The organism is Nocardiopsis sp. iso_237, from assembly GCF_056173345.1.
Genome location: NZ_CM149669.1, coordinates 3,085,149 through 3,111,857, shown reverse-complemented (window position 1 = coordinate 3,111,857; position 26,709 = coordinate 3,085,149). Strand labels below are relative to the sequence as shown.

The window sequence follows — 26,709 nt, the reverse complement described above, 5'->3', positions numbered from 1 at the left end:
GGCGGTTCAGGGGGTGAGGACGTGTTCGGTGAACCGGCCGCAGGAGCGGAACCCCAGGCGGCGGTAGACGGGCTCGCCGTCGGCGGACGCCTGGAGGACCGCCACGCGGTGTCCCTCCCTGCGGGCGGTGTGGAGCGCGGCGAGTGTCATGGCGCCGCCGTGGCCGCGTCGGCGGTGGGCGGCCAGGGTGCAGATGTTGTAGAGCCCCGCGACCCCGGCGTGGAGGAACACCTCGGCCGAGCAGACCGGGCGGCCGTCCGCGTACCCCACCAGGTAGCGGGCCGGGGACCGCTCCCCCAGGGCATGCGGTGCGGCCAGGGCGAAGAAGCGGCGTACGGTCTCGGCCGGTGGGGTCCAGTTCGCGGCGAGGACGGCGGCGTGATCGGCGAGCTCCTCGGGTGTCCGCGCCCGGCGGATGTCCAGTCCCGTGTCGGGAACCGCCGGTACGGAGTCCAGCTCGGCCCACATCGCCGTGTCGTGATCGGACGTCGGCAGCCCGGCCGCCGCCAGTCGCTCGGAGAGGTCCGTCGGCCGCGAGGCGGGCCCCACCCACCAGGAGAAGGGGCGGCCGGTGCGGGTCAGGGACCGGACGGTGTCGGTGATCCTGGCCCCGGCGTCGGCGTCGGTGAAGCGGGCCGAGGCGACGATGTTGAAGGTGTCGTCGTCCAGACCGCTGTCCGCGACCCGGAGGTCGCCGGGCTCCGCGACGGTGGCTCCGTCCAGGTCCCGGTGCAGGTGGCAGGCGTGCTCTGCCAGGTTCCGCTCCATCCGGTCCAGCAGGTCGATCTCGTGGGAGTGCTCCATGACTCACGATCCCAGCACGGATCCACGCGGATCGCACCTGGTTTCCGCTTCCAGGGGGAGCCCTTCCGCTCATGGCCTGACGCCGGGCCCGAACCCCGTCCAGCGCAGCTCGGGAGGCAGGTGCCCCATGTCGTTGTAGTGCAGGAGTGTCGGCGCCACCCCGTCCCGGTGGTCGATCGCCGTGACCCCGGTGTTGGCGCAGTTCAGCCCCAGCCACCGTACCGGCGGCGCGTCGAGGGCGTGGCGTACCAGCCAGGCCACGGGGTAGGCGTGCGTGACCAGGACCTCGTGGGTGACGGTCGCGGACGGGCACGCGAACCTCCTGGTCAGCGCGTCGGCGCGGGCCGCCCCTTCAGCGGCCTCGGCCTCCTCGAAGCCGTCGAAGAACCCGGCCCACTCCGGCGGTACCTCCTTCGGCACGTGGGGGATGTGGTCGATCAGTTCCTCCGCCACCCGCACGGGAACCCCGGGAAGTCGCTCCCCGATGATCCCGGCGCAGCGCTCGGCCCGGGGCAGGGGCGAGTGCCACACCGTGTCGATCGGTAGCCCGGCCAGGCGCTCCCCCACCAGCTCCGACTGTCGCACGCCCGTCTCGGTCAGTTCTCCGAACGGGTCCGCCGCTCCGTGCCGCACCGCGTACACGTGCCGAGTCGCCATCGCCACCCCTCCCAGGAAAGGGGTTCAGGATACTCACATCATCCAGATGTCATCAACATGTGAATTCGGCGTCCGCGTCAGGCGCGCACCAGTGACTCCGGGGAAGGCGGTGCGGCGAGCAGCTCCTCGGGCGCGGTCAGGTACCAGGCCTCCAGGGTGAGTTCGCTGAGCTCCGCCAGGTCGATCCCGTCCAGGTGGACCACCACCCAGCCGAACCCGCCCGCCGTGAACTGCTCCTCGAACACCTCGGGCCGCTCGGCGACCAGCGCCGCCTGCTCGATCAGGGTCTGCTTCAACCCCACCGTGGCGGTGCGCGGCCACAGGTAGCCGAAGGGCCGCCCTCGCACACGGAACGTCGTGTAACGCTCCGAGTCCTGACCCTCACACTCCGGAAGCGCGTGCACCAACCGCAGGAACCGCTCGATCTCAACAGCCATGAGACGAGAGAACCACACCCCACCGACATCACCGCACCGGCCCGCACCGCCACCCTGGGGGAGTCGCGTCCACCGAACAGGAGGCGCCCCGGCCCGGGGAATGCTCGGGCCGGGGCGCGTCGTGTCTCAGCGCGCGCTCATCAGCGGATGTTGACGTCGACGCAGGCGTAGAAGGCGTTGCCGGTGTCCGCCACGTTCCAGCGGGCCAGAACGGTCTGGCGTCCGCTGTAGCCGGAGAGGTTGACGTTGTGGCTGAAGTTCGCCGGCGGCCGGGCGCCGTTGTCGTTGAAGCTGGCGATGCGGTTGCCGTTGATGAAGTACTCCCACGTGGAGGTGGAGTGACGGGCGGTGATCGTCCAGTTGAAGGTGGCGTTGGTGCCGACGTCGGCCACGCGCCAGCCGTAGTTGTTGTCGTCCAGCTCGGCGAAGCGCGAGTTGCCGCCGGAACAGCTCATCAGGCCCTTGGGGCCCTCGACGCTCTGCGGCTCCCAGCGGATCTGGCCGCAGTCCACCACACCGGCGGCGCACTGGGCCTGGCGGCTCTGGGGGTTGGAGATGTATCCGTGGGCGCTCGCGGTCCCGGCGGGCATGAGGGTGAAGAGGAGGGCGGTGGCGGCGGCCACGGCGGCGGTGTTGCGGAGCTTGGGGAACTTCATGAGGTCTCGCCCTTCTGGGGGTCACGAACCCGGAACACACCCGGGGTCGTAGCGGGGGACCCGGACGGTCGTCCGGCCCAGGACTGCTCGGTTCGCGTCCATGGGGGTCGAACAATTCCCTGTGTTCGCGAGTGTCGGTGCCTACAGGAATTCGGAAATTCTCGGTCATTCCTCAACCTGTTGCCGAGCAGAGTAAGCAGCCCCCAATTCCCTCGTCAAGGCCCGTTTCGACCTTGGAACCGGGTACCACAACGGACGCACGTCGCTGGTACTGCCAGGGCTTCGGCCGGACGAACCCCCAAACTGGAAAGACTCTTATCAGATCCTCGACTGGTCTACTGAAAGCCCTGCGGTATTCTCTTCCCGAACGTCTTCGAGAACAGTGAGAACTGTCCTCGAAGACAGATTCCCTTCCCTTCGCCGGAAGCGTCGCACCTCGACACCACCGGCACCGGGCGGCGTGGAGGGCCACACGACCCCCAGGCCGCCGCGGCCTCTTCTGGAGAACGCCGCACGGCCGCGCCCCACCTCCCGCGCGAGGTCCACCCACGTCGACGCGAGAAGGAACGCGCCATGTCCCACTCCACGGGCACCCGGAGGTCGACGCCCCCTCCCCGTCACCTCCTCGTCCTCCTGGCCGCGGTCTCGGTGCTCCCGGTGACGCCGCACCTTCCCGCCCTGCCGGAGATCGCCGCCGCCTTCGGCACCAGCTTCGCCCTGGTCAACCTCTCGATCGCCGGATACGCGATCGCCACCGTCACAGCCGAGGCGGTCTCCGGGGCCCTGTCCGACCGGTACGGTCGCCGCCCCGTCGTACTGGTCTCCCTCACGGTCTTCACGCTCGCCTCCCTCGGCTGCGCGCTGTCGCCCACCATCGAGGTCTTCCTCTTCTGCCGGATGTCCCAGGCTGCCGTCGCCGCCTGTTTCTCGGTCGCGATGGTCGCCCTCAAGGAGACGTCGGACGGGGGCGACGCCGTCCGGAACATCGGATTCGCCGGAACGGGGTGGGCGCTCGCCCCCGTGCTCGGCACCACCCTGGGCGGAACCCTGGGCGACCTCTTCGGTTGGCGTTCGATCTTCCTCGCTCTCGCGGTCATCGGAGGAGGGCTTCTCCTGGTGTCAGTGCGACACATGAGGGAGACCTCCGTCAGGGCGAACCGGCCCCGGAACGACGCCCGGTCCACCCTCCGGAGCGTTCTCCGCTCGCCCCGTTTCTGGGCCTACTCCCTCTGTATGGCCTGCTCCACGGGAACCCTCTACGTCTTCCTGGGCGGCGCGCCCCTCGTGATGGACCGGTGGTTCGGCGGCTCGGGGGTCGCCCTGGGCCTGTACATGGCCCTGGTCCCGATCGGGTTCGTCCTGGGCAGCCACCTCGCGGGAACCCTCGGCACCCGAATACCCCGAGGCCGACTGCTCGTCCTCGCGCGGGCCCTGACCTGTGTGGGCCTGGTGGGCGGTCTCGTGATGGCGGCGTCCTGGGACATCCGGCCGCTGGTCCTCTTCACGGCCTGCGCGTTCGTCGGCGTGGGCAACGGATTGACCATGCCCGTCGTCAACACCGGGGTGATGTCCGAGCACGAGGACCTGGCCGGGACCGCGCTCGGCCTGTCCGCGGCGACCTCCATCGGCGGCGGAGCACTGATCTCCTCCGCGGTCGGCCCGGCCCTCGCCGGCACCGACTCCGCCGGGGACCTCCTGCTCCTGCTTCTGGCACCGGCGACCCTCGCCCTGGTCGCCGCGCTCCTCGCGGCGCGGGTGGACCGGACCCCCGTCGCACACCACGAGTGAAGCGGTACGTCAGGTCTGCGGCCGCAGCGGCAGCGGGCAGGCGTCCCCGATCAGGCGGCACACCAGGACCAGGGCGGCCAGGGCCGCCGCCGCCACCATCAGGATCTGGCCGAAGGGCGCGGGAAGCTCCTGGGTGAGCACGAACACGCCCATGACCAGGACGAAGATCCCGAAGCCCCGGCGCAGGGCGGCCTCGGGGACCCGGGGTGTCAGGAGCGCGCCGAGGAGCGAACCGGCCACCGCGACCGCGCTGATCGCGGCGACCAGGGCCCAGTCCGGGCTCACCGTCGTCAGGTAGCCGGTGAGCCCGGCGAAGGACTTCATCGCGATCACCAACAGGGAGGTGCCCACGGCCGCCGGCATGGCCAGACCGCCGAGCAGCACGAGGGCGGGCACGACGAGGAAGCCTCCCCCCGCCCCGACCAGCCCGGTGACCGCGCCGACCACCAGACCGTCGAGGAGGATCCGCCGCAGGGGGAGCGCCCCGGGTGCGGCGCTCCCCTCCCCGCCCCGCCGCCCACGGACCATGGTCACGGCGGTCGCGACCATCATGAGCGCGAACGCGACCATCAGCAGGGTGCCCGGCAGGTGTCCGCCGACCAGCCCGCCCAGCAGGGCCCCGGCCATGCCCGCCGCCCCGAAGACCAGCCCGGTCCGCCAGTGGACGTTCCCCGCCCTGGCGTGGGCGACCGTGCTGACCAGCGAGGTCACGCCCACCACGAACAGGGACGCGGCGATGGCCTCCTTCGGTTCCATGCCCGCGACGTAGGTGAGCAGGGGAACCATCAGGATGGACCCGCCGCCTCCCAACAGCCCGAGGGCGAGCCCCACCACCACGGCGAGGGCCAGGGTCAGGACGATCTGGTACTCCATGTTGACTCTTCCTTCGTGATCCGGCGCCCAGCGCGTCGACCCCGACCCGTTCCGGTCAGGCCGTGGGCTTCCCGTCGCTCGCCCAGTCCGCGTATCCGCGGTCGAGTTCGGCCACGTCGTAACCGGCACGTCTCAGGGCGGAGGAGACCACGGAGCTCCGGAGGCCCGACCCGCAGTAGCTGACGATGGTGGTGTCACGCGGCAGCGCGTCGAGGTTCCACAACACACGTCCCGCGCTGAGCCGCGTGGAGCCCGGAATGTGCCCCTCCGCGTACTCACCCCTACTGCGCACGTCCAGCAGGAACCCGGCGTCGAAGTCGTCGAGCTCCTGCGGGGTGACGCGCGACGGCACGCTCTCCGGCAGTCCCTCCCTGGTGGTGGTGTAGCCGTGGACCCCGTCCACGCCCACGCGCAGCAGGTGGTCACGCACCTCTCGGGCGGTGTCCGCGTCGGGAGCGAGGAGGACCAGCGGCCGGGTCTCGGTCTCGGGGTCCAGCGCCCAGGCTCCGAAGGTCGCCGCCTTGGCCGGGCCGGGGATGTTGAGGGCCCCGGTGACGGTGCCCCGGTGCACGTCGGAGTGGGAACGGGTGTCCACGAACACGACCGAGTCCGCCGCCAGGGATCGCGCGATCTCCTCGTTGGGGAGGGCGGGCAGAGGGTTCCGCGCCCCCAGGACCCGCGGCCCCTCCCTGTTCTGGCGCTTCATCCGCGCGAAGTACGCGTGGGCGTCGGGCTGGCCGTCGAGCAGTTCCTCGACGAACCCCGCCATGTCGTCGTCGCGCAGGTACGCGGACCACCAGGCGTTCAGGCGTTCGTAGCCGACGGTGGTCCCCGGGAGCGCGCCGAGGGCCTTGCCGCAGGCGCTGCCCGCGCCGTGTCCGGGCAGGACCTGGACGTGGTCCGGCAGGGTCAGGAAGACGTCCCGCAGGCTGGCGAACAGTTGGCGGGCTCCCTCGAACCGGGTGTCGCTGCCGCCCGCCGCCTCGTCGAGCAGATCGGGGCGGCCCACGTCTCCGGCGAAGACGAAGTCGCCGGTGATCATGTATCCCGGGTCCCGGCTGAAGGCTCCGTCGGTGATGAGGAACGCCAGGTGTTCGGGGGTGTGCCCCGGGGTGTGGCGGGCCCGGACGGTGATGTTGCCGATGGTGACGGCGTCACCGTCCCGGAGGCGTTCGGCGTCGAAGCCGTACTGCCAGTCCTCGCCGCCCTCGCCGGAGACGTAGACCGTGGCCCCGGTGGCGGCGGCGAGCTCGCGGGTGCCGGAGAGGTAGTCGGCGTGGATGTGGGTCTCGGTGACGGCCACGATCCGCATGCCGTGGTCGCGGGCGAGGTCGAGGTAGTCGTCGATGTCCCGTCGGGCGTCGAAGACGATCGCCTCTCCCCTGGCCTGGCAGCCGACGAAGTAGCTGGCCTGGGCGAGGTCGTGGTCGTAGAGGCGTTCCAGCAACATGTTCTGCTCCTTGGGTTGCATACTCCGGGGAGTATCCGTGTTCGAGAGGGCGGCCACGTGGAAGGTCCGGTGTCAGCCGCGAACGGTGATCCGGGCGAGGGAGTCCTCGATGTCGACGTCGTTGCGCGGCTGGTTGTAGGGCAGGCGGGTCAGGGCCATGCCCATGGCACAGGTGTCGGTGACGGCCGCGAACACCAGCCCCGCGCCCACCAGGCCCGCGACCGCCACGGCGGGCGGCCAGACCAGGGAGGCGAGCACGGAGGTCAGGACGATGCCTCCGGCCACCAGTCGGACCTGGCGCTCCAGTGCCCAGCGGCGGGGACCGCGTTCGAGGGGCGCCCCCTGCGCCTCCCAGGCGTTCATGCCGCCGTCCATGACGACCGTGTCCGTGAGCCCGGCGGCGGCCAGCATGTCCTGGCACCGGGTGGCCCGGCCACCCGACTGACAGATCAGGACGAGGCGTCCCCCGGCGTCGGTGACGATGCGTTCCAGGTGGGCGTCGACCCGGCCCAGGGGCAGGTTGACGGACCCGGGGACGTGCGCGCTCTCGTACTCGGCGGGGGTGCGCACGTCGACCAACAGGGTGTGCGGGTCACGCTCGGTCAGGTCGCGTACGGCGCGTACGCCGATACTGCGGTCGTTCATGTGTCTCCTCCGTGGTGTTCGATACTCCGGGGGGCATCCGGGGAACAGAAGGGCCTCCGGATCCCCGATACTGGGGGGAGTATCCGATTGGCGTGGGTCGGCGCAGGACGGACAACCGAGGCGGGGCGCCGGGTTCACACCAGCGCCCGCGAACCCTCAGGCCAGGGCCAGGAAGAGCTTCTCCAGCTCCTCCTCGGTGAGCTCGGGCTCCTCGCCCTGCTCACGAGCGGTGTTGCAGTGCCGCATCCCGCTCGCGACGATCTTGAACCCCGCCCGGTCCAGGGCGCGGGAGACCGCGGCCAGCTGCTGGAGCACGGCGGCGCAGTCCTCTCCCTCCTCCATCATGGAGATGACCCCGGAGAGCTGCCCCTGGGCGCGCTTCAGACGTGTGATGGCGTCGCCCACCATTTCAGGCTTCATCTGGTCTCCTTTCGACCCACAGGCCCCAACATACCCCCGGGTGTATCCACTTCGCTCGTCGGATACGTCACAACCGTCCTACGGGTGCCGCAGGCTCTGGTGGAGCAGCATCGTGGTCGTGTCCTGGAGGACGCCCCGCCCCAGGGGCAGCAGGCACAGACGCACGACCTCCGGGTGACTCCCCGGATCAGGGCAGACGAAGACCGCCAGGACACGCATGACCACGAGGAGTTCCTCAGGGCGCCTCAGGCCCAGAAGCCCCAGGGCACACTCCCACACCACCTCCAGGGCGGTGTCGACGACCAGTTCCCGCGCTGGCCCCCAGTCCGGTGGAGGTGACTCCTGGATGAGTTCGCGTGCCTGCTGCGGGATCTTCTCCACGGCCCGGTCGAGCCGGTCCGCGGCTCCGGCCAACGCGGCCAGCAGCGCGCACCAGAAGTGCCCCGGCAGGGACGCGGCGACACCGCCCAGCGGAGGCCGCGCGGTGTCACGCCCCCGCGCCTCGGCCTCGAGCCGCCGCAGGGCCTCCGTGTGGAGGAGGTTCCCGAGCTGCCCGATCCTGCGTGCTCTGGCCGGTCGCGCCGCGAGGTGGTCGGTGACGTCGACCCTGGCCATCGTGGCCGCCAGACGGAGCATCCGTTCGGTGGGCGCGGACAGACGCCGGTACCTGATCCGGTCGTCGGTCCCCACCTCCGCGCACCAGTCATCGTGCGCGCGGGCCCGGCGGTCCGCCCTCACCTCGGGAGGGTCGTTGGCCTGGCCCAGGAGTCCGGGCCAACCGTGCATGCTCCCGCCGCAGCCGGAGCACGAGCAGCCGGGGTTGCTGGCGTTGGCACAGGCCTGGTTGTGCGCCACGGGGCCTCCATGGGAAGGGACGCCCGCCGGAAGGTGACGGACCGTGTCCACGATGACCGCTCCTCCCGGCACGGGGTATCACCCGACAGGTGACTTGCCACCCTCCGTCACGTGAGGTGAATGTGGCCGACCGGTCGAAGCGCTCCTCCCCTGCCCCCCTGCCCGGTTCAGCTGGCGGAGCGGAGAAACGGTGGGCTGAGCAGGCTCGCCTCTCCCTTGCGGTAGAGGGCGGCCGGTCGGCCGGTGGCCTGGGGGCGCTGGTCGCCCGTGGCTTCCAGGAACCCCTCGGCTCTGGTGGCCCTGCGTCTGAAGTTGCTGGGATCCAGGACCCGGTCCCACACGACCTCGTAGACGTTGCGCAGCTCGGGCAGGGTGAACGGCTCACGGCAGAAGGTCGTGGCCACGGTGGTGTACTCCAGCGTTCTCCTCGTGCGCTCCAGTGCGTCGGCGACGATGCGCGCGTGGTCGAAGGCCAGCGCGTCGGGCGCGTCGAGGAGGTCGGGCAGCGGCGCCCAGTAGGCATGGGCGGCGTCGGTTCCACCCTCGGGAGTCGGGAGGTTCGGCCCCAGGGCGAGGTAGGCGACCGTGACGACCCTGCCGCGTGGATCCCTGCCAGGGTCTCCGTAGGCGCCGAGCTGTTCCAGGTGGAGCAGTCCGCCGTCGATGGCGGTCTCCTCCAGGAGTTCCCGGTGAGCGCCCTCGTCCAGGGTCTCGTCCGCCCGGACCCTCCCTCCGGGCAGGGCCGCGCGCCCCCGAAAGGGTTCCGTTCCTCGTTCCACGAGCAGCACCATGAGTCGGTCCTCCCTGATGGTGAAGATGGTCAGGTCCACCGTCACCAGCGACAGCTCGACCCCCGTGGAACCCTTCAGCCGGCCATCCACCGCGTCCTCATTAAAAGTCATCTTGACTTTAACTCGCTTTCTACTTAAGGTCACTGTGACCATTATCCCCCAGAGGCAGGGATCCGCATGACCGCTGTCCACGCAGAACCCGACAGGGACGTGCCGACACAGGCACCCACCGGAGCCACCCGTCACCTGTGCACCGGTGTCTACGTCGACGAGAAGTTCCGCGATCTCGTCATCAACGAGATCTGCACGACCCCCTACCGTCGCGTGGCCCCTTCCTACGGCTTCGACCACGTCCCCGTCATGCGCCACGCCTGGTGGGCCACCCACCTGCACGCGCTCCTTCGGCTGACCATGCTGGCATCGGTCGTCGCCCCCTTCCTCCTGGGCCACACCGTGGCGTCCGCGCTGACGGCGGGCGGGATCACGCTCCTGATGCTCCTGGACCTGGCGATCGCCCTGTCCACCACGATCGCCCGGACCGAGGACCCGCTGGCGCCCCGCCGCAGGAACAAGAAGTGGAAACCCACCCTGCGGATTCCCCCGGCGCGTGACCTCAGGATCATGCGCGAGGTCCGCACTCTCAAGAGGGCCGGGCTCGCGGCCCTGGCCGTCGGGGGCACCATGACTGCCCTGACCCTCACTTTCCCCGCGCAGGCCGTCATCGCGGGGTACGCGGGAGCCGCCGTCCTGGGTGTCGCGGTGTTCGTGGGCGTCGTCAGTCAGCTACGCGTCAACCGCGTCCACAGGCCCGGGGTCGGCCTGCGACCGAGGCGTCTCACGAAGCGGGAGACGGTCGTCGCCGAGCAGCAGAAGCATCCCTGCGTCGTCTACCGCCGTCCGGCGCACCAGGGGAAGGAGGAGAAGGAGGACAGCCCCCTCTTCACGCTCTTCGGTGACGAGTCACCCTTCGTCGGCGCGGGCGAGCTCATCCACCAGTGGAACCCACCGATGGGCATCCAGCTCCTGCGCCCGGGAGGTGACAGCCAACCACTCCATGAGCGGGAACACCGCCATCCGCCCTTCCGGACCGACGAACTCGTCGATCACCTGCGCGAGGCGGTCCTCCAGCTCCGCGACGACGAGGAGGACGTCTGACTCCCCGTGGACGTGCGGGACCGGGTCTTCGTCGCGTCGTCGGACGTCTCCACCGACCGCTCCCTGATCGGCAGGGTCGACCCGCTGAAGATGCGGCGCCTCATCAACGAGCAGAGCCCCACCCACCATCACTTCCTCGAAGTGAGCGTCCCGGACGCTGGTTCCGAGCTGGTGGCCACGGTCCTCCTGCATGCCACCCTGCGGGGGCGCACCCTCAATCTCTTCTTCGCCGCCTGCGCCCTGACCCGGACCCGGACAGTTTCCGGAAGGCCGAGGAGTTCGGCCAGCACGGCAAGCGGGCAGTGGCGTGGGCCGCGTTCAGGGCCCTGCGCGGGCTCCCGCGTGAGACCACCGACCTCTGGCGCGTGGTGCGCTACCCCGCCCTCCTGACCAAGGCCCTCTTCATGTACCGGCGAGAACTCACCCTCTCCCCCATCCGCAACGTCTGCATCGGCAGCCGTCTCAGCATCCGTCAGGAGCGCGCTCAGGAGTGGAGCAAGGTCCAGCTGGACAAGACCCAGGTCCTCAGCCACGTAAAGAACGTCGAGCTGCGACTGCTCAAGGCCACCAGCGACTTCCTCCACTCTCGGGGGGTCGACATCTCCGAGTTCGACGACCGCGCGATGCAGATCATCAACAGCGGCATCGTCAATCTCGGCGGCACCAACGACATCAGCAACAACAACCTCGGTGACGGAACACAGGTCAACAACCACGGACCCCAGCAGGGGCCGGGCACTTCGCAGAACGGAGACCAGGCGTGAGCAACCTCCCGAACAACAGCGGCATCGTCAACTTCGGTGGCACCAACGACATCAGCGGTAACAACCTGGGTGGCGGAACACAGGTCAACAACCACGGGGGGGTCGCCCGCCTCTCTCCTCTCCACCGTGGGCGCCGAGTCCGTTGAGGAGAATCAGCAGAGCTGTGACGTCGGGGTCGTCACCTTTCTGGCCAAGGAGATGCGGGCGGTCACCGAGCAGCTCGACCTGAGGACCAGGAAGAAGATCGACGGGCTGTTCTTCTCCACCGGGGAGGTCGCCACCGACGGCGGCACCGTCTCCGTGGTCGCCACGATGACCCACAGCCCCGGCCAGCGATCCGTGATGTCCGCCCTGGACCACCTGCGGCGACACTTCTCCCCTCGCCTGTGGATTCTCGTCGGTATCGGAGGCGGGCTGCACCCCGAGTACGCCCGCATCGGCAACGTGATCGTCTCCACCCGGATCGTCTACTACGACTCACGCAAGATCAGGGCCGGGGGCGATGTCCAGCCGAGGGGCGAGGAACGCCAGGCTCCGGCGCGGATCGGGCACGCGGTGAACGTCTACTTCACCGACCGGGGCGAACCGGCGATGATCCGCAGCCAGGCGGACGGCCACAGGAAGCGGACCTTCGAGGTGCACCCGGGACTCATCGGTTCCGGAGAGGCGGTCATCGCGAACGGTGACAGCGACATCCACCGCTTCCTGGAGGGCTACAACGACAAGATCCTGGCGGTGGACATGGAGTCCGGCGGGCTCAGCCAGTACTGGCAGGAGAACTCCGTGGGCGAGGCACCCAACCCCGACTGGGTGGTGGTCCGGGGCATCTCGGACAACGCCGACCAGGAGAAGAACGACGACGCCCATGACCTGGCCGCCCGCAACGCGGCGCACGTGGTGAAGGAGCTGCTCCCCTACCTGTGCTGAACCGCGCGGCTTAGCCCACCGGCCCGCCCCGCGACGAAGGGATTCCCCATGACCGCCTTCCTTCTCGGAGTGCTCAGTTCGCTGCTGGCCACCGCGCTCGTGTTCGTCGCGGGGTGGTTCCGCACGGGTCGTCCCCGCTGGTGGCTGGTGGGGGTGCTCTCGCGGCTCACCGGAACCGGCATCACCCGGCTGTACCGCCAGCAGAGGTCCTCCGAGGTGGATCTGGCCCGGGACCTGGCCCGGGCCAGATGGGTGAAGGTCATGGTGGGGCGGGGGAACGTGCTCACCCGGGACGCCTTCGCCCCTCTGTGGTCGGGAGCCCCCAGGCCCGTTCAGGTGCTGCTGCCCGACCCGGATTCGGACTCGGCCACCTGGTTGTCCCGTCGGGGTACGGACCTGGCCCGCACCGACCCCGGTTTCGGTCCGGAACTGTTACAGGCACAGGTCAGAGCCAACACCGACTACATGGAGCGGGTGAGGGACCGGAGTCCCGCCGTCGATCTGCGTCGGTTCGATCTGCCCAACACGTTCCGGATCATCGCCACGGACGCGGGGGCCTACCTCACCTTCTACGGTCGGCACGAACACGGTCGCCACTCCCCCTGCTTCCGTCTGGCCGCTTCGGGAGCGCTGTACCACGCGGCCCTCGGACTGTTCGAGTTCGCCTGGGCCAACAGCTCGATCCAGCGTGGCCGGAGGGGCAGCGGGTGAGATGACGTTGGGCCCGCGCCGCAGAACCCTGAGCGGTGGGGACGGCTGGTCAGGGTCGTTTCCAGGGGTTGAAACCCTGGAAACGACCCTTTTCTAATGGATTGCGTCCGAGTTCGTTGTTCTGTGATCTTGGTTCAGCAGGGTTCGGAAATGGTTCTGGAAATTTTCAGGATCATGGTCCGAAACCCTTGGGGTACTCCAACCACGGGAGTCCTTGCGATTCTCGGGGAAGTCCCAGCCTCCCACTCGCTTCTCGCGACACGGGGGTTGGAACGCACGGGGCGCCTGTTGGCTCGGGTTCCCCGTGGGGTCCCGATCCAGGCGGGACCCGTCCGGTCCTTGAGCCCCGAGTTTCTCCCGCAGATTCCCGAGTTGGTACCCCCGTCGCCCCGCGACGGGGGTCAGCGGTTTTCAGGGGCCTGTTCACTTGTAGCCGCAGCGCGGAGGCGTGCGCGGGCGCGGCACCCTCAGGCGGCCCGAGCACTTGAAGGGCACACCGACACTCGGTGGGTTCGGAGGTGGCGAGGAGGCGACGAGGCGTTCGGTGAACTGGTCGGGGGTCGAGAGCAGGGCGAGCACGAGCAGGCCGGAACAGGGGGCGAAGTGTCGCATGGGACCAGCTTCACAGCCGAGACGTGCTCGCGCGACTACTTCCCGTGACCACGGGTGGCCGGATCAGGTCAGGAACCACAGGTGTGGAATCGGATATCCGTGGAACCAACCATCGCTCTGACGTGCGATTTTACGAATGATCCGGCTGCTATCGGGAGGAAACGCCGCCGCTCTAGCCGAGCAGCTCCAGCACCAGGACGACCAGGCCGATGGCCAGCATCGCGATCAGCATGAAGTAACAGCCCACGTTTCCCGTGGGGCCGGGGTCGCGCGTGGGCCCCCGGCGGATGTCGTTCCTGCCGCGTCCGGGCCTGCGCTTCTTCTTTCGGGCGGCCACGTGTTCCGTCCTCGGTCTGGGGGATACCGGAGGCAGAGCCTGTCACGCGGACCCGGGACGGGGCAAGCCTCGCCGGTCAGGCCGGTTCGCGTTCCTCGGCGTCCTTGGGAGCCCGCCGGGCCCAGAAGGTGGCCACCGCGGCTCCGGACAGGTTGTGCCAGACCGAGAAGAGGGCGCCGGGCAGCGCGGCGAGGGGTTCGAAGTGCGTGGTGGCCAGGCTGGCGGCCAGGCCCGAGTTCTGCATGCCGACCTCCACGCTGACCGCGCGGCGGGCGGAGTCCGGCAGACGTCCGAAGTACCCGACGAGATAGCCGAGGAGCAGGCCCAGGGTGTTGTGCAGGATGACGGCCAGCGCCAGGAGCAGGCCGGTGGTCAGCACCGCGTCGGAGTTGGCCCCGACCACACCCGAGACGACCAGGACGATGCCGGTCACCGACACCAACGGCATCAGCGGCAGGAGCGGGACCACGAAGCGGTCGGCGAACAGGCGCAGCAGCAGACCGCCGACGACGGGGAGCAGCACGACCTGGAGGATGGACAGGAAGAGGTCGCCGGCGGAGATCGGCAGGGTCGAACCGGCCAGGCCCAGGACGATCAGGGGCGTGATGAACGGCGCCAACATCGTGGAGATCGACGTCATCGCGACGGACAGTGCCACGTCGCCCCGGGCGAGGTAGACGATCACGTTCGACGCGGTGCCGCCGGGCGAGGCCCCGACCAGGATCATGCCGACCACGAGCAGCGGCGGCAGCCCGAACGCGTGGGCGATACCCCAGCCCAGCAGTGGCATGACGGTGTACTGGGCGGCGACGCCGAGGAGGACCGCCTTGGGGTGCCTGGCGACGACGGCGAAGTCCTGGGGCCTCATGGTGAGGCCCATGCAGAACATGATCACACCGAGCAGCAGGGACACGTGCGGGGTGATGAGGGTGGTCTGCTCCGGGACGAGCAACCCCACGACGGCCCCGGCGAGCACCAGGACCGCGAACCACCTGCCGACGAAGTCAGCGACCTTCTTGACGACCGTCATCGTGTACTTCTCCCCCACGTTCGCCCACGTCGCGGGCGCGATGACGGAACACTACTCCCCCGTGCCGCCCGTTTTGTCCACCGGGGGTCACCGCACCCTCAGGTCCCCCAGCAGGGCGGAGTCCACCGACTCCTCGAAGACCACCCGGCCGCGCTCGCACATGGCCACGGCGAGGGCGGGGTCCCAGGGGGTGGCGCGTTCCCTCCCCCTGAGCTCGGGGGACTCGGTACGGACGTGGCCGAGGTAGTCGGCGGCGGACATGCGCCAGGGCTGCGCTTGGTAGCGCTCGATCACGCGTTGGGCGATGTGCGTCCCGTCCCAGTCGAAGTCCCCGTGGTAGCGCAGGCGGGCTCCGGCCGCGACCGCGGCGGCGGCCAACCGGTGGAAGGCGGCCGAGGGCCACCCCTCCGTGCAGATCAGCGGCGCCGACGCCGCCCCCAGCGCTTCGGCGGCCTTCCGGAGCACCGCCGGGTTCTCGCACACGTGGATCACCGGCGAGGTGGGGACCGGCGGGAAGCGGGCGAGCTGGTGCAGTGTCACCTGGAAGGGGACCCCGTGGTCGGCCGCCTCGGTCAGCCACGACCCGAGGACGGGCCCTTCGGCGGGGAGGTTGAGGACCAGCACGCGGCTGGCGAGGTCGTCCTGGACGACGTCGTTCTCCTCCCACAGGGCCCGGCACTCCTCCGCGTCTCCCTCGTCGGGGCGGGTGACCCCGCAACGCGCGGCGAGGGCGGGGAGCACGAGCCTGGACAGCGGGGTCCTGTTGTTGAGCGCCTTGGTGTCTCCGGTGACCTTCACGGCCAGGTGCTGGAGCAGCAGCGGCGAGGCGCCCGAACCGGCGGTCAGTGAGCCGTGTTCCTCCACCGCCTCCAGGACCTGGACGGCGTGCGCGAAACTCTCGGTGTCCTTGGCGGTGACCCGTTGGGAGACGGCGGACTGCGTGTTCCGGTGTTCGAGCCAGGCGCGGAACCAGGCCTGTTCGTGAAGCGGGCTGGCCAGGGCGGGAGCGAGGATCCGCTCACGCAGGTCCTCGGCCTCCCGTCGCAGCTGGCTCCGGAAGCGCACCGGTTCCCCCAGGGCGTCGAAGAGCTCCAGCAGGCCGATCCCGTAGCCCCGGCGAACGACGGTGTCGAGGTGCTCCAGTTGGACCTTCACCTGGTCCGGCCGACGGCCCGGTTCCCTGCCGAGGAAGCTCCGGATGTTCTGGGCGTCATGGGCGTTCAGGTCCTTGAGCGTGAAACTCCCAGAGATCTCTCCGTCGCGTTTGGCCAGCTCCTTGTGGGACCTCGTCAGCAACGTCCTCAACCGGGAGCTTCGGAAGACCGCCAGGTCCTCGTGCGTGCTCACGCCGGTTCCTCCAGGAGGGTGCCCTCGGTGGGTTGGGGGACGTAGCGGGTCGGGGTGATACCGAGGAGTTCGGCGGCGAGTTCCTCGTTCCCGGCGAAGCCCGCGTCCGCGTCCAGGGTCTGTTCCCCGTCCCAGAGCATGAGCAGGGCCGAGACGGTGTGGCTGGCCTTGTCGTGGTGCATGTCGTAGTGCGCGGCCATGGGGACGGTGTCGTAGTGCACCCACAGGTCGTGGCCGGTCATGAACATGTCCAGGTCGAAGGTGACCGTCAGGCCCATGAGTTCGGGCTTGTAGCGGTCGTCGATGCCCGCGAAGGCCTCGTCCAGCGCGACCACCCGGGGGCAGGTCGGCGCCGCCGAGGAGTACAGGGCGTTGGCCGCCGCGAACAGGGGCAGGTGGATGGCGGCGGACTTCTCGCCGCCGGACATCTGCTCGTGCTTGTTCTTGGTGAGGGTGACCTCGTCCTTGCCGGGCTCGGCCAGGCGCAGCTCGAACCGGTACCAGTCGCGGTAGTCCAGGACCGCCGCCAGGACCTGCTTGTGGCTGGCCCGGGGGTGGGTGGCGTGGTAGTCGCGGATCATGCGCCGCAGCACGGCGCGGAGTTCGCCCAGCCCTCGGGGGCCGAGTCCGGCGCCGTCACGCCGCACGAGTTCGGTGGCCAGCCGCTGCGGCTCGGAGAGGCCGTCCGACCGCGACCACCGGATACCCACCCGGGTTCCGGAGGACATGGGCCGGGCGCGGGTGTCGCGGTCCATGGCGCGGACCAGCTGCTTGGCGGCGCGGACGCGGTCGTGGACCTGCTGGGCGATCCCGCCGAGGAGTTCGTCCTCCAGGACCCCCTGTTCCTCCTCGCGCAGGAGCGCGCCCTGTTCCTCGACGCGTTCGGCCACGGAGCGGGCGAAGGAGGAGACCGGGTTGCGGCCGTTCTCGTCGTTGACGTGCACGGTCACCAGACCGCTGGGGCCCACCTCGTGGTCCACCCGGTAGCCCTCGGCGTCTCCCCCGAGCGCCTCCTGGAAGGTGCGCAGGGCCTGGGACATGCGGTTGCCGACGGTGCGCAGCTCGGTGTCCCCCACGTCCCTGCCGCCGACCGCCTCGGTGAAGGCGTCGAGCAGGGCGGCGGCCGCGCCGGGCAGGACCTCGCGGACGCTGGAGGCCTCGCCGGTGAGGAGGCGGCGGGCGGCCTCCTCGGGGTGAGGCCACTGGTCGGGGAGGGGCCAGGTGCCGGTCGTTCGGACTCCGACGATCTCGCGCACGGTGGGCTGGGTGAGTCCGGAGAAGGCGGCGGCGTGCTCGAAGAGGGTGGTCAGCTCCCGGGCGAGGGAGTCCCGACCGCTGTCGCGGAGGGTTTCGGAGCGCACGGCGTTGTCGTGTTCCTGAGAGGCCTCCTCGGTGGCCTCGGCCCCGCGCGCCCGGACCTCGCGGAGCTCCTCCCGGGCCCGCTCCAACTGGGCGAGGAGTTCTCGTGCCGGGGCGTCGACGGACGCCTCCAGGGTGGCCAGTTCCTCGGCCTCGCGCTGGTGGTCGCCGCGGCTCCGTTCGAGCTCGGCGCGGTCGCCCTCCAGCGCCTCGGTCAGCCGGGCGACGGTGTCCTGGCGCCCGGTGAGGTCGTGTTCGTACTCGGTGATGTCGGCGCGGGTGGCGTGCAGCTTCCGCGCGGTGTCCTGGAACGTCTCCGCCGCGAGAGCGACCGCCTCGACGTCCTCCCTCCGCGTGGGCATGGCGCGTTCGGCGGCCACGGCGCGGACCTGTCGGCGTTCGGCGTCGACCTGGGCGACGGCGGCGTCGAGGTCGCGTCTGGCCTCAGCCCGGGCGGAGCGGGCCGAGGTCAGGAGGGTGGAGTGGCGTTCGAGGGCGCGCAGGGCCCGGACCACCCCGGCGGCGTCGGGCAGGTCAGCGCGGGCGCGGTCGAAGTCCTTGAGGAGTTCGTGGGCTCGGGCGAGCCGTTCACCGAGCTCGGTGTGGCGCGAGGAGAGCTCAGCGATGCGGGCGTCGTGGGCGGCCAGGCGTTCGCGGCGGCGCTGGGCGCGGTTGGTCGCGCCGATGAACTCGGCGGCGGACTTGGGGTGGGCACCGGTGAGCGGCCCCAGCCGGAAGCGGGCTCCGGTGTCCACCCCGGTGTCGCCGGGCAGGTCCCCGTCTCCGAACGGGACCGACGCCAGGAGTCGGGCGATGGTGTCCGTCGGGACGTGGTCCTGGGTCTCGGGGACGAGGACGTCGGCCAGGGTCGTTCCGGTGGTCCCGGCGCCGGGGAGCAGGTAGGCGTCGGCCTCGCCCCGCTCCAGGGCCTGGCGGGTGAGGTCGGGGTCGGGGTGGATCCAGGCGGTGAGCAGCCCGGCGGCGTGCAGGGCGCCCTCGACGGCGGCGCCGTGGTCGTCGGAGAGATGGTCGGCGAAGCGGACCAGCTGCCAGAGCGGTGCGCCGGGGCGCTCGTCGCGGGAGTCGGGGCGCAGGGGTTCGGCGGGTGGCGCGTCGTCGCGTTCGGCGGCGATGTGGTCGCGTTCGCGACGGACGGAGGCCAGCTCCTCGCCCAGGACGGTCCGCTCGGACTCCAGGGTGTTGGCCCGGGTGGCGGCCTGGAGCTGCTGGTCGTGGACGTGTTCGTTGAACACCTGCGCGAGGGTGGGGGTGTCCGCCTCCCCGTAGCGCGCCACGGTGTCCCGCAGGGCCGTCAGGGTGTCCGGACCGACGGTCTCCCAGCGCGCGGACCACGCGTCCAGGGCCTCGGTGGCGGTGCGGCGGAGACCGGCGAGCTCCTCCCCGGCTTCGGCGCACGCCTCCTCCTGCCGGACGAGGGCGTCCTCGGCCCTGGCGGCGGTGGACTCGGCGCGTCCGCGCCCGTCCTCGGCGCGGTCCTGGGCGGCGAGCCGTTCGCGGACGGCCCGCACGTCGTCGAGCCGGGCGCTGGCCCGGGCGCGGGCGGTCTCGGGCAGGTCGTCGCCGGTGTCGGCGTCGCCCTCGGCGTCGTGGACGATGCCGGACCGCTCGGCGGCGGCCACGAGTTCGGTACGCAGCTCCTCGGCGCGGGCGCGCTCGTGCCCGACCCGTTCCGCGACCCGGGCGGCCTCACCGGTGAGGTGGGAGATCTCCTCCTCCTGGGCCCGCACGCGTGCCTGGCCGGTGTCGATCTGACGAGCGAGTTTGTCGTTGCCCTCCCGCCTGACCTGGAGGGCCTGCTGGTCGCGCAGAGTCTCGTGCTGGCGCAGGGCCGTGCACTGGGCGTCCAGTCGCGCGGCCTCCCCGGAGAACCCGGCGGCGCGCTCGCGGGCCCGGTCCCGCGCGTCGGTGGCGCGGTCGAGCTCGACGGCGGCCTCGGCCACGGTCCGCGCGTGGGTATCGGCCTGCTCGGTGGCGGTCGCGACCCTGGACAGGCGGTGGCGGGCGTTGGCGGTCAGGTAGTCGGCGTAGACGCCGGTGAAGGTCCGGGCGGCCTCGTGGGCGGCGGTGGCGCTGGCGAAGCGGCGCTGGACGGCGGCGAGGTTGGCGAAGTCCCGGGCGGCCTGGTCGACGAGGGCGTCGTCCAGGGGGCTGAGCCCGCCGGTGAGGGTGTGTGAGACCTTCTCCGGGTCCAGGTCCTTGGCCAGCAGGGGGCGGCGCAGGGCGAGCAGGAGGTCCAGGAGCTGGACGTACCGCTCCCCCAGCCCGAACAGGCGCGCGTCGACGGCCCGGCGGTAGTCGGCGGCGGTGGGGTGGTGGGCGTCCTCGCCCAGGGCCGCCTTGAGCTGGCGTTCGGTGAGCGGGCGGTTGTCCGCGGAGAGCAGCCCGAAGTCCACGCCGAGGCGCTGGTCGGTGACGAAGAAGGAGGGGTTGACGCCGTCCCGGTGGCGGTGCGCGCGCATGCCGATGACGAGGGTGACGGTCTCGGTGCCCGCGTCGTCGTCGGCGGCGCGGGCGAACTCCATCCACACGTACCCGTGCGCGGACTCGTCCCCCCGGTAGAGGAGGTTGGACTTCATGGTGCGGTTCTGGCCGCTGAACGGGTCGAGCCTGCGGGCGTCGGTGTAGCCGTCCAGGACGAAGGGGAACAGCACCTCCAGCGCCTTGGTCTTGCCCGAACCGTTGTGGCCGCGCAGGACGAGGCGGCCGTCCGCGAAGGCGAACTCCTCGTCGACGTAGTCCCAGACGTTGACGACTCCGGCCCGGCTGGGCCGGAAGCGGTCGCTCCTGCGGGTCATGGCGCGGCTTCCTCGGTTCCTTCGGTCTCGGGCGGGGCGGGGGGCGTGTCGTCGGGGTCGGTCGGGGGCGGTTCGTCGGCCGGTTCGAGGGGCCCGAACGGCAGCAGGCCGGTGTCGGGGCGTTCGGGCAGGGCGCCCCGGATGTTGCGGTACCGCAGGGCGGCGGGGGTGACCAGGACACCGCCCGGGAGCGGTCTGACCAGGTCGAGGTCGGTGAGCAGGGCCAGGGCGGCGTCGAGCAGGCCGTGCGGGTCCTGTTGCCACGTGGCGGTGAAGGACGCGGCGCCGAACTCCTCGAAGAGGTCCGCGACCATGTCCTCCAGGCGTTCGCGCTCCACCAGGGGCAGCGAGGCGGGCTCCCCCACCGTGGGGGTCTGGTCCGTCTCTGCCCAGGCCAGCTCGGTGACCACACCCTCCCGGGGGACCCCCGCGTCGATCCGGGCGACCAGGTCGGGGTGCTCGTGGACCGGGCCGGGCGCGGACAGGTGGGCCAGGGCCGCCCAGGACTCCTCGAAGTGGGTGGCGACCTGGGCCAGCAGCAATCCGGCGGTGCGGGTGACCGCTCCGCCCCGTCCCGGGAAGGCGCGGTCGGTGAAGGCGCCGGAGGCGTCGGCCAGCAGGACCCCCTCGGCGCGGCGTTCCAGCTTGGTCCCGGTGAGGCGGGCCACCTCCTCGGCGGGTCCCTTGCCGCGCAGGGCGGCCGCCACCTCGGGTTCCACGTCCGCGTAGTACACCACCGGGTACTCCAGCAGCAGGCGGCGGGCGCGCTGGGCGGCCCGCTCTCGCGGGGCGTCCGGGCCGAGGGGATCGCTGAGCAGCCCGGAGGCGCTGTTCAGGTGCTGGATGGGGCGCGTGGGCCGGAAGAGGACCTCGCAGGTCTCGTGGTCGATGTCGAAGAGGGCGTCGCCCTGGTCGCCGCCGCGCGCCCACGCCTCGACGGAGCCGTCGGACAGGTGGAGTGCGCCCCGGTCCAGGAGCCAGTGGGCGACGTCGACCAGCGCCGCCTTGTGGGTGGAGTCGGTGGGGTCGTAGCCCAGGCCCTCAATCTCGTTGGCCGAGGGGGTGAACCCCCGGACCAGGTCACCGAGGCTGATCTCCACCTGGGAGCGCTGGAAGGCGGCCAGGAGGAGGCAGAGGTAAGCCAGGCGGCGGCGGTCGAAGGGCCTGCCCTTGCGGGCGAACGCCTGGCGCTGGGTGGGGTCGAGCAGGTCGAGTTCGCGTACCAGGCGGACGTGGTCGGTGGTGGCCACCAGGGTGTATCCGAACAGGGCGCGCAGGTCCTCGGACATCTGGTCGGCCCAGTGGAGGACCTGGTCGAGGACGCCGGGGCGCGGCCGCGACGCGGTGATGACGTCGCAGGTGAGGACCTTGCGCACGGCCTGCTGGTAGGAACCCAGGTCCACGGTCTCGACGCGGGGCCGGGCGTGCCGGGTCATCGGTTCCCCTTCCGGGCGGTCGTCCGGGCGGCGCGGGGGGCCAGTTCCACCCGGAAGCCGGGGAGGTGGATCCGGCCCTGGGAGGTGCGCACGGTACTGCCCCGTTCGTCGGGGAGGAGCCTGATCAGGGTGCCCGCGTCGTCGGCGGTGGCGGACTTCAGCAGTCCGACGAGGGCCGGTGACGTGTCCCGTTTCGTGTACGACACCAACCGCGACTCCAGGGCCTTGGTGACCAGCCGCAGCAGGACCTTGGTGTCGCTGTCGTCGAGGACGCGCTGGTGGGCGCCCTCCCGGATCAGCCGCGCGGCGGAGGCGCGTTCGGCCTCGCGGTCCTCGGTCTGGCGGCGGCGCAGTTCGGAGCGGGCACCGGTGTCCCGGCGGACCGGTTTGGGGACCCCGTGGTTGGGTGAGCGGTCACTGCGGAACAGGGTCACCGACACCTCCACCCCGGCGGCGTCGTGCCAGGAGTCGGTGGGCGCGAACTCGTCGCCGTCCTCGTGGGCCACCCCGAGGTGCCGGGCGGAGCGGCTGTTGAACGCGGCCCCCATGAGGGCGTGCGCGGCGCCGTCGTCGGGGGTGTCGAACACCCACGCGGCCAGGTGGCGCAGCTGGGTGGAGCGGTTGACGCCGCCGCGCTGGGCCTCGGTGATCTGCCGTAGGAGGGCGACCACCCCGGACACCGCGGAACGGGTGGCCTGGCCGAGCTCGGCGGCGCGTGTGGGCGCCCCGCTCTCGGAGGCGAACCAGGCGCGCACGGCCCACCAGCGGCGGGACCAGTCCTCCAGGCGTTCGGTGCGGTGCATGAAGAGGCGTTCGTCGGCCTCGGCGGCGCGGGAGAGCAGGGTGGACAGGCCGGTGGCCTCGACCTCGTGGACGGCCCGGTCCAGGCGGGGCAGGTAGCGGTCCAGCTCCGCCATGAAGTCGGACATGTGGACGAGCAGGGCGTTCTTGTGGCGCAGGAACACCTCGGAGGAGGCCTCGGTGGAGCGCAGGATCTCCCCGAGGGTCACGTGGAACTGTGCGGAGCGCCGTCCCATGTCCTCCATCACCGCGTCCAGGCGGGACAGGCGGCGGTAGACGTCCTCGACCCGGCCGGTGCGGTTGGCCTCCGCGAGCGCGCCGAGGTCCTCCAGGACGTCGGAGAAGACCAGGCGGGAGAGGTTGACGTCCTCCACCCGGGCGCCCAGGAGGTTCTCGACGGCGTGGTAGGCGCGGTAGCCGAGTTCGCTGAACTGGTAGACGGACTGCCGGTTGCGGTAGCTGGCCAGGGTGCCCGCACGGGAGGCGTCGTCGAAGCGGTGCAGCACGCCGTCCGCCGCGAGTTCGTCGAGCCGGTGGCGCAGCCCCTGGGCGGGGACCTCGGGGGCCTCGGCGTGGTGCGCGGTGAGCTCGCGCAGGGTGGACTCGACCTCGTCCGCGCCGACCTGGACCTGGTGGACCTCGCGCAGGCGGTCCACGGAGCGCAGGACCCAGAGGTAGGTGACGTGGTCGTCGCGGCGGGTGAAGTTGAACAGCCGGAAGCGGTCACTGACCGCGAGCGCGTCCAGATCCAGAGCCCTGCGCTCGGCCACCGCCGCACCCCCGTGTTCTCGTGGCCGGTCCCGCACCCCCGTGTGCGAAACCACGACTGGGCCATTGTCGCAGCGACCGGAGACGGTCCGGTCCCGGGTCGTCGGCGTCCAGCGGCCGGGTGAGGTCACCGCGTGGAGGAGGGCCGTCACCGCGTGCAATGATGTGCCCCGGTATGTCCCCCACCCCCTGGGAGAAGCGTGAGTGTGCGACAGCGTCGGCGCGGGCGGCGATGGGTGCGGCGGCTGCGGGGCTCACTCCCGTTGGCGGTGGTGGCGCTCCTCCTCGGCCTGGGGTGGGTGTTCGACAACGCCGACAGCCCGGGCCTGTGGCTCGCCGGGGGCCTGACGACGGCGGCCGCGGTGGCCGCGCTGGGCTGGTGGGCGTGGTCGAGGGCCCGGCTGGCCCGGGAGCGGCGGCTCGTCGCACGGACGGGGATCGCGGGGATCGACACCATGACGGGGACCGAGTTCGAGCACCACGTGGCGCTGCTCCTGCGCACCCACGGCTACACCCGGGTGGCGGTGGTCGGTGGCGCCTCGGACGGGGGCGTGGACCTGCGGGCGCAGACGCCGGACGGCAGACCGCTGGCCGTGCAGTGCAAGCGCTGGCGCAGACCGGTGCCGCCCAACGAGGTGCGGGCCTTCCTCGGGGCGCTCGCTGGAGGACACCAGGGCTACCTGGGGATGTTCGTGGCCTCGAACGGGTTCACCCGGGAGGCCGAGCGGGAGGCCGGTACCGGGATGGTCCTGGTGGACCGGCACACCCTGGGGCTGTGGATGGCCGGGGAACGCTCCCCGGAGCTGCCGCCCCGCTGAACCCGCCCGGCTGAGCCGCCGCTCTGAGCCGCCCGGCCGCGCACGGAAGCGACCCGTTCCGGCCCCCGCGAACACGAAGGGGCCCCGCGGTGGGAGTGAGGGAGTGTTCCGCGGGGCCCGGCGCCACGGGAGGGCGCCATCGTGGGTGGATCGTGGTGCGGGCTACTTGCCGGAGCCCGCGAACACCCCCTGGATGAAGTGGCGCTGGAAGGCGAAGAAGACCAGCAGCGGTACCAGCATGGACAGGAAGGCCCCCGAGGCCAGCACGTCGATGTTGGTGCCGAACTGGCGCAGCTGCGAGCGCAGCGCCACGGTCAGCGGGGCCGAGTCCGGGCTGGTGAACACCAGGGCCACGAGCATGTCGTTCCACACCCACAGGAACTGGAAGACCGCGAGTGAGGCCAGCGCGGGGCGGGCCACCGGCAGCACCACCTTGCGGAAGATCCGCCACTCGCTGGCGCCGTCCATCCGCGCCGCCTCCAGCAGGTCACGCGGGATGTTCACGAAGAAGTTGCGCAGCAGGAACACCGCGAACGGCAGCCCGAAGGCCACATGGAACAGGATCGCGCCGACGATGGACCCGAAGATGCCCAGGGCGCCGTACAGCTGCGAGATGGGGATCAGGGCCGCCTGGATGGGCAGCACGAGCAGCCCGACCACGGCCACCATGATCCAGTCGCGGCCGGGGAAGTCCATCCACACCAGCGCGTACGCGGCCAGCGCCCCGATGCCCACGACCAGCAGGGTCGAGGGGACCGAGATGTAGACGGTGTTGAAGAACGACTGCACGAGGACGTCGTTGTCGACCAACGACCGGTAGTTGTCCAGCGTGAGCTCGGTGGGCTTGAGCAGCGCCGTCCACCAACCGCTGTTGGTGTTGTCGGCCTCCGACCGCAGCGACACCAGCAGCAGGCCGATGACCGGCACCATCCAGAACAGGGCGACCAGGGTCAGCGCCACCTGGAGGGTGCCCGAGCCCAGCTTGGAGACGATCCGGGACGCCAGGCCCCGGCGCGGGGCGCCGGACACCGACACCTCGACGACGGAGGGCGACTTCTGGGGCGTGGCGGTCACGAGCGCTCCCGTCGGAAACGGCGGATGTTGAAGTACATGATCGGCAGGACCAGGACCAGCAGGAGGACCACGAGGGCGCTGCCCAGTCCCTGGTTGCCGCCCGCGCCGAAGGACACCTGCCACATCTGGAGGGCGATCACGCTGGCGTCGGCCTGGACCGATCCCGGGGCGATCACGAACACGAGGTCGAAGATCTTCAGGACGTTGATCATCAGGGTCACGAAGACCACGAGCAGCAGCGGGCCCAGGAGCGGGATGGTGATCTTGCGGAACACCTGCCACTCGGTGGCGCCGTCCACCCGGGCGGCCTCCAGGGCGTCCCTGGGGATGGCGGACAGCCCGGCGGCGATGAACGTGATCGCGAAGCCGGTCATGATCCACACCCACGAGGAGATGATCACGGGGGTGACCAGGGCCGGGCCCAGCCAGGTCAGGCCGCGGAAGGACTCGGTGAAGTTGTCCGCCGCGAGGTGGATCTCGTACTCCCCCGGCTCCAGGCCGGTGAGGGTGAAGCGGCCGTCGTCACCGGCGGTGGCGCTGGCCACCACCTGCCCGTCCCGGAGGGCGTCGACCATCATGCGGGGCAGGCCGTTCTCACCGTCGTCGATGGTCCCGGCGTCGCCGCCGAGGGCCACGTCCAGCCACACCACACCCTCGATGGTGTCCCCTGAGGGCTCGGGAGCGGTGGCCGGGGCCGCCTGTTCGGGAACCTCCCCGGGGCGGATGCCGACCAGGGGCAGCGCCACGGTGTCACCCGGCGCGTACGCCTGGGTGGTGGTGAACCCGCCCAGCGAGGGGTCCGCGTCGAGCTCCTCACCGCGCGGGCGTGCCCCGGGGTACTCCGAGGGCGAGGCGAACGCGTCGTGCACGGTCACCACGGCGGCGTTGACCACGCCCCGGTCGGGGTTCTCGTCGTAGACCAGCCGGAAGATGATGCCGGAGGCGAAGAGGGAGATCGCCATGGGCATGAACAGCAGGATCCGGAAGGCCGTGGCCCAGCGGACGCGCTCGGTGAGCACCGCGAAGACCAGGCCCAGGCCGGTGACCAGGGCGGGGGCGACCAGGACCCAGATACCGGTGTTCCGGATCGCGGTGAGGGTGCGGTCGTCGGTGAACATCCGGGCGTAGTTGTCGAGACCGACGAACTGTGATCCGGAGGCGTCGAAGAAACTGCGCACCACGGAGTACACGGCCGGGTAGGCCAGGAAGACGCCGAGGAAGAGCAGGGCGGGCAGCAGGAACAGGGTGGCGGGGCCGAACAGGCGCCGCCATCCCGGGCGGCTGCCGTCGGGCGGCCCGCTGGACGGCTTCCCCGCCGGGGTCCCGTCCGCGCGGGCCGCGCCGTCGGCGGCCCTGGTGTCGTTGGAGGTCATGTTCG

25 protein-coding genes are annotated in these 26,709 nt (G+C 71.1%); 6 read left to right on the top strand and 19 right to left on the bottom strand.

What is annotated here, in order from left to right; genetic code table 11:
- Nucleotides 1–6: 6 nt before the first annotated feature.
- The 4 genes from AC0VYM_RS14235 to AC0VYM_RS14220 form a co-directional block, all read right to left on the bottom strand.
- Nucleotides 7–804, bottom strand: a complete 798-nt coding sequence (locus AC0VYM_RS14235) for a GNAT family N-acetyltransferase (RefSeq protein WP_475462752.1) — start codon at nucleotides 802–804, stop codon at nucleotides 7–9.
- Nucleotides 805–873: 69 nt separating this feature from the next.
- On the bottom strand, nucleotides 874–1,461 hold the full coding sequence (locus AC0VYM_RS14230) for a histidine phosphatase family protein (RefSeq protein ID WP_475462751.1): 588 nt from the start codon (nucleotides 1,459–1,461) through the stop codon (nucleotides 874–876).
- A 77-nt stretch (nucleotides 1,462–1,538) separates the two neighbouring features.
- Nucleotides 1,539–1,898, bottom strand: a complete 360-nt coding sequence (locus AC0VYM_RS14225) for an MmcQ/YjbR family DNA-binding protein (protein WP_475462750.1) — start codon at nucleotides 1,896–1,898, stop codon at nucleotides 1,539–1,541.
- Nucleotides 1,899–2,038: 140 nt separating this feature from the next.
- Nucleotides 2,039–2,554, bottom strand: coding sequence for a lytic polysaccharide monooxygenase auxiliary activity family 9 protein (locus AC0VYM_RS14220; protein ID WP_475462749.1), 516 nt, complete (start codon nucleotides 2,552–2,554; stop codon nucleotides 2,039–2,041).
- Between the two features lie 573 nt (nucleotides 2,555–3,127).
- On the opposite strand from AC0VYM_RS14220, the gene AC0VYM_RS14215 reads away from it, so the two are divergent.
- A complete protein-coding gene (locus AC0VYM_RS14215; protein WP_475462748.1) occupies nucleotides 3,128–4,342 on the top strand; it encodes an MFS transporter in 1,215 nt (404 codons plus the stop codon).
- Between the two features lie 9 nt (nucleotides 4,343–4,351).
- Here the strand turns inward: AC0VYM_RS14215 and AC0VYM_RS14210 are convergent, their stop codons facing one another.
- The 6 genes from AC0VYM_RS14210 to AC0VYM_RS14185 all read right to left on the bottom strand — a co-directional run bounded on the left by AC0VYM_RS14210 (nucleotide 4,352) and on the right by AC0VYM_RS14185 (nucleotide 9,466).
- On the bottom strand, nucleotides 4,352–5,215 hold the full coding sequence (locus AC0VYM_RS14210) for a sulfite exporter TauE/SafE family protein (protein ID WP_475462747.1): 864 nt from the start codon (nucleotides 5,213–5,215) through the stop codon (nucleotides 4,352–4,354).
- Nucleotides 5,216–5,270: 55 nt separating this feature from the next.
- The gene (locus AC0VYM_RS14205; protein ID WP_475462746.1) at nucleotides 5,271–6,665 is read right to left on the bottom strand and encodes a rhodanese-like domain-containing protein; all 1,395 of its coding nucleotides are present in this window, start codon (nucleotides 6,663–6,665) and stop codon (nucleotides 5,271–5,273) included.
- A gap of 72 nt (nucleotides 6,666–6,737) precedes the next feature.
- Nucleotides 6,738–7,310 (bottom strand): rhodanese-like domain-containing protein, encoded by a 573-nt coding sequence (locus tag AC0VYM_RS14200; RefSeq protein ID WP_475462745.1) that lies wholly within the window; start codon nucleotides 7,308–7,310, stop codon nucleotides 6,738–6,740.
- 156 nt (nucleotides 7,311–7,466) lie between these two features.
- Complete coding sequence (locus AC0VYM_RS14195) at nucleotides 7,467–7,718, bottom strand: metal-sensitive transcriptional regulator (RefSeq protein WP_475463038.1); 252 nt, start codon at nucleotides 7,716–7,718, stop codon at nucleotides 7,467–7,469.
- A 90-nt stretch (nucleotides 7,719–7,808) separates the two neighbouring features.
- Nucleotides 7,809–8,585 carry a hypothetical protein gene (locus AC0VYM_RS14190; protein ID WP_475462744.1) on the bottom strand — a complete coding sequence of 259 codons (777 nt, stop codon included), beginning with the start codon at nucleotides 8,583–8,585 and terminating at the stop codon, nucleotides 7,809–7,811.
- 167 nt (nucleotides 8,586–8,752) lie between these two features.
- Nucleotides 8,753–9,466, bottom strand: coding sequence for an NUDIX hydrolase (locus tag AC0VYM_RS14185; protein ID WP_475462743.1), 714 nt, complete (start codon nucleotides 9,464–9,466; stop codon nucleotides 8,753–8,755).
- Nucleotides 9,467–9,553: 87 nt separating this feature from the next.
- On the opposite strand from AC0VYM_RS14185, the gene AC0VYM_RS14180 reads away from it, so the two are divergent.
- The 4 genes from AC0VYM_RS14180 (at nucleotide 9,554) to AC0VYM_RS14165 (ending at nucleotide 12,933) form a co-directional block, all read left to right on the top strand.
- Nucleotides 9,554–10,531, top strand: coding sequence for a hypothetical protein (locus AC0VYM_RS14180; protein ID WP_475462742.1), 978 nt, complete (start codon nucleotides 9,554–9,556; stop codon nucleotides 10,529–10,531).
- Nucleotides 10,532–10,833: 302 nt separating this feature from the next.
- Complete coding sequence (locus AC0VYM_RS14175; RefSeq protein WP_475462741.1) at nucleotides 10,834–11,295, top strand: hypothetical protein; 462 nt, start codon at nucleotides 10,834–10,836, stop codon at nucleotides 11,293–11,295.
- 126 nt (nucleotides 11,296–11,421) lie between these two features.
- Nucleotides 11,422–12,222 carry a 5'-methylthioadenosine/S-adenosylhomocysteine nucleosidase family protein gene (locus AC0VYM_RS14170; RefSeq protein WP_475462740.1) on the top strand — a complete coding sequence of 267 codons (801 nt, stop codon included), beginning with the start codon at nucleotides 11,422–11,424 and terminating at the stop codon, nucleotides 12,220–12,222.
- Nucleotides 12,223–12,270: 48 nt separating this feature from the next.
- A complete protein-coding gene (locus AC0VYM_RS14165; protein WP_475462739.1) occupies nucleotides 12,271–12,933 on the top strand; it encodes a hypothetical protein in 663 nt (220 codons plus the stop codon).
- Between the two features lie 423 nt (nucleotides 12,934–13,356).
- On the opposite strand, the gene AC0VYM_RS14160 is transcribed toward AC0VYM_RS14165, so the two are convergent.
- From AC0VYM_RS14160 to AC0VYM_RS14130, 7 genes are all read right to left on the bottom strand, one after another.
- Nucleotides 13,357–13,545, bottom strand: a complete 189-nt coding sequence (locus AC0VYM_RS14160; RefSeq protein ID WP_475462738.1) for a hypothetical protein — start codon at nucleotides 13,543–13,545, stop codon at nucleotides 13,357–13,359.
- Between the two features lie 172 nt (nucleotides 13,546–13,717).
- Nucleotides 13,718–13,882 carry a hypothetical protein gene (locus AC0VYM_RS14155; RefSeq protein WP_475462737.1) on the bottom strand — a complete coding sequence of 55 codons (165 nt, stop codon included), beginning with the start codon at nucleotides 13,880–13,882 and terminating at the stop codon, nucleotides 13,718–13,720.
- A 76-nt stretch (nucleotides 13,883–13,958) separates the two neighbouring features.
- A complete protein-coding gene (locus AC0VYM_RS14150) occupies nucleotides 13,959–14,912 on the bottom strand; it encodes a bile acid:sodium symporter family protein (protein ID WP_475462736.1) in 954 nt (317 codons plus the stop codon).
- A gap of 87 nt (nucleotides 14,913–14,999) precedes the next feature.
- Complete coding sequence (locus AC0VYM_RS14145; protein ID WP_475462735.1) at nucleotides 15,000–16,259, bottom strand: TIGR02679 family protein; 1,260 nt, start codon at nucleotides 16,257–16,259, stop codon at nucleotides 15,000–15,002.
- Nucleotides 16,256–20,434, bottom strand: coding sequence for a TIGR02680 family protein (locus tag AC0VYM_RS14140; RefSeq protein WP_475462734.1), 4,179 nt, complete (start codon nucleotides 20,432–20,434; stop codon nucleotides 16,256–16,258). Before AC0VYM_RS14140 ends, AC0VYM_RS14145 begins: the two co-directional genes overlap by 4 nt.
- Nucleotides 20,431–21,870 carry a DUF2398 family protein gene (locus tag AC0VYM_RS14135; protein WP_475462733.1) on the bottom strand — a complete coding sequence of 480 codons (1,440 nt, stop codon included), beginning with the start codon at nucleotides 21,868–21,870 and terminating at the stop codon, nucleotides 20,431–20,433. Before AC0VYM_RS14135 ends, AC0VYM_RS14140 begins: the two co-directional genes overlap by 4 nt.
- Nucleotides 21,867–23,441 (bottom strand): TIGR02677 family protein, encoded by a 1,575-nt coding sequence (locus tag AC0VYM_RS14130; RefSeq protein ID WP_475462732.1) that lies wholly within the window; start codon nucleotides 23,439–23,441, stop codon nucleotides 21,867–21,869. The genes AC0VYM_RS14135 and AC0VYM_RS14130 overlap by 4 nt, the downstream gene beginning before the upstream one ends.
- A gap of 204 nt (nucleotides 23,442–23,645) precedes the next feature.
- On the opposite strand from AC0VYM_RS14130, the gene AC0VYM_RS14125 reads away from it, so the two are divergent.
- Nucleotides 23,646–24,257 (top strand): restriction endonuclease, encoded by a 612-nt coding sequence (locus tag AC0VYM_RS14125; RefSeq protein WP_475463036.1) that lies wholly within the window; start codon nucleotides 23,646–23,648, stop codon nucleotides 24,255–24,257.
- A gap of 162 nt (nucleotides 24,258–24,419) precedes the next feature.
- Here the strand turns inward: AC0VYM_RS14125 and AC0VYM_RS14120 are convergent, their stop codons facing one another.
- Nucleotides 24,420–25,331 (bottom strand): carbohydrate ABC transporter permease, encoded by a 912-nt coding sequence (locus tag AC0VYM_RS14120; protein ID WP_475462731.1) that lies wholly within the window; start codon nucleotides 25,329–25,331, stop codon nucleotides 24,420–24,422.
- A complete protein-coding gene (locus AC0VYM_RS14115; protein WP_475462730.1) occupies nucleotides 25,328–26,704 on the bottom strand; it encodes an ABC transporter permease in 1,377 nt (458 codons plus the stop codon). Before AC0VYM_RS14115 ends, AC0VYM_RS14120 begins: the two co-directional genes overlap by 4 nt.
- Between the last annotated feature and the right edge of the window lie 5 nt (nucleotides 26,705–26,709).

Coding starts and splice junctions, on each gene's coding strand:
- AC0VYM_RS14235 (WP_475462752.1), bottom strand. CDS start 804: ATGGAGCACTCCCACGAGATCGACCTGCTGGACCGGATGGAGCGGAAC.
- AC0VYM_RS14230 (WP_475462751.1), bottom strand. CDS start 1,461: ATGGCGACTCGGCACGTGTACGCGGTGCGGCACGGAGCGGCGGACCCG.
- AC0VYM_RS14225 (WP_475462750.1), bottom strand. CDS start 1,898: ATGGCTGTTGAGATCGAGCGGTTCCTGCGGTTGGTGCACGCGCTTCCG.
- AC0VYM_RS14220 (WP_475462749.1), bottom strand. CDS start 2,554: ATGAAGTTCCCCAAGCTCCGCAACACCGCCGCCGTGGCCGCCGCCACC.
- AC0VYM_RS14215 (WP_475462748.1), top strand. CDS start 3,128: ATGTCCCACTCCACGGGCACCCGGAGGTCGACGCCCCCTCCCCGTCAC.
- AC0VYM_RS14210 (WP_475462747.1), bottom strand. CDS start 5,215: ATGGAGTACCAGATCGTCCTGACCCTGGCCCTCGCCGTGGTGGTGGGG.
- AC0VYM_RS14205 (WP_475462746.1), bottom strand. CDS start 6,665: ATGTTGCTGGAACGCCTCTACGACCACGACCTCGCCCAGGCCAGCTAC.
- AC0VYM_RS14200 (WP_475462745.1), bottom strand. CDS start 7,310: ATGAACGACCGCAGTATCGGCGTACGCGCCGTACGCGACCTGACCGAG.
- AC0VYM_RS14195 (WP_475463038.1), bottom strand. CDS start 7,718: ATGGTGGGCGACGCCATCACACGTCTGAAGCGCGCCCAGGGGCAGCTC.
- AC0VYM_RS14180 (WP_475462742.1), top strand. CDS start 9,554: ATGACCGCTGTCCACGCAGAACCCGACAGGGACGTGCCGACACAGGCA.
- AC0VYM_RS14165 (WP_475462739.1), top strand. CDS start 12,271: ATGACCGCCTTCCTTCTCGGAGTGCTCAGTTCGCTGCTGGCCACCGCG.
- AC0VYM_RS14160 (WP_475462738.1), bottom strand. CDS start 13,545: ATGCGACACTTCGCCCCCTGTTCCGGCCTGCTCGTGCTCGCCCTGCTC.
- AC0VYM_RS14150 (WP_475462736.1), bottom strand. CDS start 14,912: ATGACGGTCGTCAAGAAGGTCGCTGACTTCGTCGGCAGGTGGTTCGCG.
- AC0VYM_RS14140 (WP_475462734.1), bottom strand. CDS start 20,434: ATGACCCGCAGGAGCGACCGCTTCCGGCCCAGCCGGGCCGGAGTCGTC.
- AC0VYM_RS14135 (WP_475462733.1), bottom strand. CDS start 21,870: ATGACCCGGCACGCCCGGCCCCGCGTCGAGACCGTGGACCTGGGTTCC.
- AC0VYM_RS14115 (WP_475462730.1), bottom strand. CDS start 26,704: ATGACCTCCAACGACACCAGGGCCGCCGACGGCGCGGCCCGCGCGGAC.